The organism is Streptomyces sp. ICN903, assembly GCF_022015835.1.
Taxonomy (GTDB): Bacteria; Actinomycetota; Actinomycetes; order Streptomycetales; family Streptomycetaceae; genus Streptomyces; species Streptomyces fenghuangensis.
The window spans coordinates 1-4309 of the sequence record NZ_JAKMAY010000403.1 but is presented as its reverse complement, the minus strand read 5'-3'; the positions used below and the strand labels follow the sequence as shown (position 1 = coordinate 4309).

Annotated in this window: 2 protein-coding genes; one reads left to right on the top strand and one right to left on the bottom strand. The window is 79.1% G+C overall.

The annotated features are described in order from the left end of the window. On the bottom strand, window positions 1-924 hold a 924-nt coding region (locus L7D48_RS26650; RefSeq protein WP_237883312.1), incomplete at its 3' end, for a serine/threonine-protein kinase. Window positions 925-1345: 421 nt separating this feature from the next. Here L7D48_RS26650 and L7D48_RS26645 point away from each other — a divergent pair. Next, window positions 1346-4309 (top strand): FHA domain-containing protein (locus tag L7D48_RS26645; protein ID WP_308312342.1); only part of this gene is annotated, 2964 nt, incomplete at its 3' end.

Below are 4309 nucleotides of genomic sequence, written 5' to 3'. Positions count from 1 at the left end.
GGGCGAGGGGTCGGGGCCCAGCAGCGCGGCGACGCCCATCGCGGCCTCGGCCTGCGCGGGCGTGGCGTGCACCCCGATCCCCTCGGCGACCGTCCGCAGGGCGCGGGCCAGGTTCTCGGCGCTGGGCCGCTCCCCGGGGTTCTTGCGCAGGCAGCGCTCGATGACCGTCCACAGCGGCAGTGGCACGTTGCCGGGGCGCTGCGGTTCCTCGGTCAGATGGCGCTGGAGGAGTTCCAGCGCGGTGCCGCCGCCGAAGGGGGGACGGCCGGTGACCAGCTCGTACAGCAGGATGCCCGCGCCGTAGACGTCCACGGCGGAGGTCTGCGGCCGGCCCTCGGCGGACTCGGGCGCGACGTAGGCGGGGGTGCCGACGAACTCGTGGGTGCGGGTCAGGCCCGGGGAGTCGGCCAGGCGCGCGATGCCGAAGTCGGTCAGCATCGGGCGCAGGCCCGCGGGGTCGTCCTCGGAGCCGGCGAGCAGCACGTTGGCGGGCTTGAGGTCGCGGTGGACGACCTCGTCGGCGTGGCTGGCGGCCAGCGCGTCGGCGATCTGGGCGGTCAGCAGCGCGGCGGCGACCGGCGAGAAGGGGCCGTTCTGCCGCAGGTAGCGGTCCAGGTCCGGGCCGTCGATCAGGTCCATGACGAGGGCGAGGAGTTCGCCCTCGACCACCAGGTCGCGGGTGCGGACGATGTTGGGATGGGTCAGGCGGAGCAGGACGGAGCGCTCGCGCAGGAAGCGCATCACCACGTCCGGGTCGCTCGCCAGCTCCTCCTTGAGGACCTTGATGGCCACGGTCTCGCCGGGGTGCCCGGCCACGGCCGCCTCGGCGCCCGCCGTCTCCCTCTGGCGCGCGCGCCAGACGGTGCCCGTGGCGCCGCGCCCGAGCGGCTCCTCGAGCAGGTACTTGCTGCCTACCGGCCGCACGTCATGCGCTCCCTGGTTCGTTCGAACTGCCCAAGCCGCCACTGTACGGCGCTCCGGCGGCTCACTGTAGTGCCGTGTGCGACGGGGCACGGGCGTGCGCGGGCGCCTGTCCGGGCCGTTCCGCCCGGTCGGCCTTCCGCCCGTCCGGCCCGTTCCGCGCCCTGCTCTGCGCGCGCTGCCCCGCGCCCCCTCCTCCGTGCCCCGTCCCCTGCCTCCTGTCGGACGCGCCGCGCGGGCGGACGGTTGCCGGTGAGCGGCCGCCCGGGGTTTCGCATCGGAGCGAACCGCGCGGGGGACGGGCAATTACCGGCCACATTTGCGCGCACAGCAGACCAATCAAGATCATTCGGCGGAGGATCGTGGGCGCTGTGACAGTGGTCGGTGCGAGGATGCATCCAGCATCACGGGACTGAAGGGGCCGATGTCGATGCAGATCCGGCTGACCGTCCTCGGACCGCGCGGCGGTCACGCGGAGCAGAGCACCGGCGGTTGCGACGTGCTGGTGACCGCCCCCGCCGGCACCACCCTCTCGGCGGTGACCGGCGCCCTCGCCGCGGCGGCCGCCTCCGCCGGCGCCGCGCCCGCCGCCGGCTCCGGGGAGGCGGTGGCGGTGTTCGCCGGCGCGCAGCGGCTGGACGCCGGGCGCCAGATGCTGGGTGTGCCACCGCTGGTGGACGGCGCGGTGGTGTCCCTGTACGGGCCGACCGCGCCCTGGGGCCACGGCCTGGCCCCCGCCGGTACGCGCGCCCGGCTGCACGTCGTCGCCGGGCCGGACGCGGGCGGGGTCCACCTGCTGCGCGGCGGGCAGGTGCGCGTGGGCCGCTCCGCCGAGGCGGACGTGCCTCTGGACGATCCGGACGTCTCCCGGCTGCACTGCACGGTCACCGTGGCGGAGTCGGGGATGGTGACGGTCACCGACCTGGCCTCCACCAACGGCACGACGGTCGACGGCGCCGCGGTCCACGACCGCCCGGTGCCCCTGCCGCCTGGCGCGACACTGCGGCTGGGCGAGTCCGCCGTACGGCTGCGGGCCGGGTCGGAGGAGCTGCCGGGCGTGCCCGCGCTTCCGGACGGGGAGGGGCATCTGCGGGTCCGCGCGGGCGGCCCCGGCGCGGCCGGGCTGCTGCCGGAGCAGGGCCGTGCGCCCTCGGCCGCTCCCGCCTCCCCCGGCGCGCCCGCGGGCCCTGCCGCTCCCACCGCCGAGACGGTCAGCGGGCTGGGCCACGCGGCGCTCCCGCCGTACGGGCCCGACGGCGGACCGGGCGGCCCCGGAGCGGCGGCCGCCTCTTACGTTCCCGGCGGTCCGGGGGGCGCCGAGGAGATCGAGCACGGCCGCGCCGACCACCCCTTCCCCTCCGGGGGCGGCACCCACGGAGCCGGGATCGCACCCCCGGGCGGCGGCCCTGCCGCCGGGCGGCCCCGGCGCGGCGGTCTGGGCGCCTGGGCCCGGCGGCTCGCCGGAGGACGGCCGGAGGACGGCGGCGCGGACGCCGACGGGACCGGCCGGGCGCGGCCCGCCCCGTCCGCCGTTCCCACAGCGGCGGCCGCGCCGGGCGAGGAGCGCTGGCCCGACCCGTCGGAGGTCCTGCTCACCGCGCTGGGCCCCGGCCCCCGGCTGTGGGAGCGCGGCACCGGCCACCCCGACGCGCTGACCGTCCGGCTCGGCTCGGTCCGCGGCGCGGCCGGGGCCGTCGAGCCGGTGACGGTGGACCTGCGGCGCACGGGTTCGCTGGGGCTGGCCGGCCCCCGGGCCCGGCTGCTGCCGCTGGTGCGCTCGGTCCTCGCCCAGCTCACCGCGCTGCACGGGCCGGGCGCCCTGGAGATCGTGCTGATCGCCCCGGGCCGAGCGCCCCGCGGCGGCGCTCACGACACGGCGGAGGGCGGCGACTGGTCCTGGCTGGGCTGGCTGCCGCACCTGCGCCCGGCCCACGGCCAGGACTGCCGCCTGCTGCTGGCGTACGACCGCGAGCAGGCCGCCGCCCGTACCGAGGAGCTGCTGCGGCGGCTGGACGGACCGGAGCCGGGCGCGGGTGCGGGCGCGCGCCGCGGTCCGCTGACGGTCGCCGTGGTCGACGGCGACCCGGGCCCGGCCGAGCTGCGCGACGCCGTGGCCCGGCTGGCGGCGCACGGACCGGCCGCGGGCGTCCATCTGCTGTGCCTGGCCGAGACCTCGGCCGCCACCCCCACCTCCCCGCTCGCCGTGACCCTGGAGGCGGCGGCCGCCGCCTCCCCCGCCTTCCGCTTCTGCGGGGCCGTCGGCCTGCTCAGCGGCGCCGTCGCCACGGCGATACGGGTGGTGGCGCGCGGCACGGACCCGGCGAACGCCCCGGTCGCGACCGTGGACGGGGTGTCGTCGGCCTGGGCCGAGCGCTTCGCCCGGGCACTGGCCCCGCTGCGCGAGGCGGACGCGGCCAGAGGCCCGTCCCCGGACCGCCCCGTGCCGCTGCCGCCGAGTTCCCGGCTGCTGGAGGAGCTGGGCCTGGCCCGGGCCACCCCCGCCGCGCTGCTGGCCCGCTGGGCCGACGACCCCGCCGGACCCGGCGCACCCGTCGGCCCGCGGGCCGAGGCCGTGCTGGGCGCGGGCCCGCACGGCCCGGTCACCGCCGATCTCGCCGCCGGCCACGGCCCCTTCCTGGTCTCCGGTCCGGCCGGTTCCGGCAAGACCGAGCTGCTGCGCTCGGCGGCCGCCTCGCTGGCGGCCGGGGAGCGGCCGGACAGGCTCGCCCTGGTCCTGGTAGACGGGGACGGAGACGGGCTGCGGGTCTGCGGGGACCTGCCGCACGCCACGACGTACCTGGCCGCGGGGGATCCGGTGCGGATGCGTGAGTTCGCCCAGGCGCTGGGCGGCGAGCTGAAGCGCCGCGCGGAACTGCTCGGCGACCGCACGTACGAGGCGTACGCGGCGGAGGTGTCGCAGGCGCGGCACCATGCCGCCGGCGGGGCCGCCGCCCGGGTGGTCGCCCAGCGCCGGGCCCCGGGTGCTCCCTCGGCGGGCACGGTCTCGGGCACGGTTTCCGGCACGGGCTCCGAGTCCGGTGCCCTCAAGCTGCGGGCCCCGGGGGAGACCGGTCCAGCCGGGGCCGCGCGGCCGGGGCCGGGAACGCTGCCCCGGCTGGTGGTCCTCGTCGACGACTTCGACACGCTGGTCGCCCCCGCGCTGGGCAACCCCGGCCGGCCGGCGGCCGGTTCGGTGGTCAGGGCGCTGGAGGCCGTGGCGCGGGACGGGGCGCGGCTGGGGGTGCACCTGGTGGCCGCCACCGGGCGGCCGGAGCACACCGGGCGGACGGCCACCGGGCAGGGGGCGGCCCTGCGGGCCTTCCTGGGCTCCGACGTCCCGAGCGGCCCGGGGGATCCGGGCGGTTCGGACGGCCTGGGCGGTCCGGGC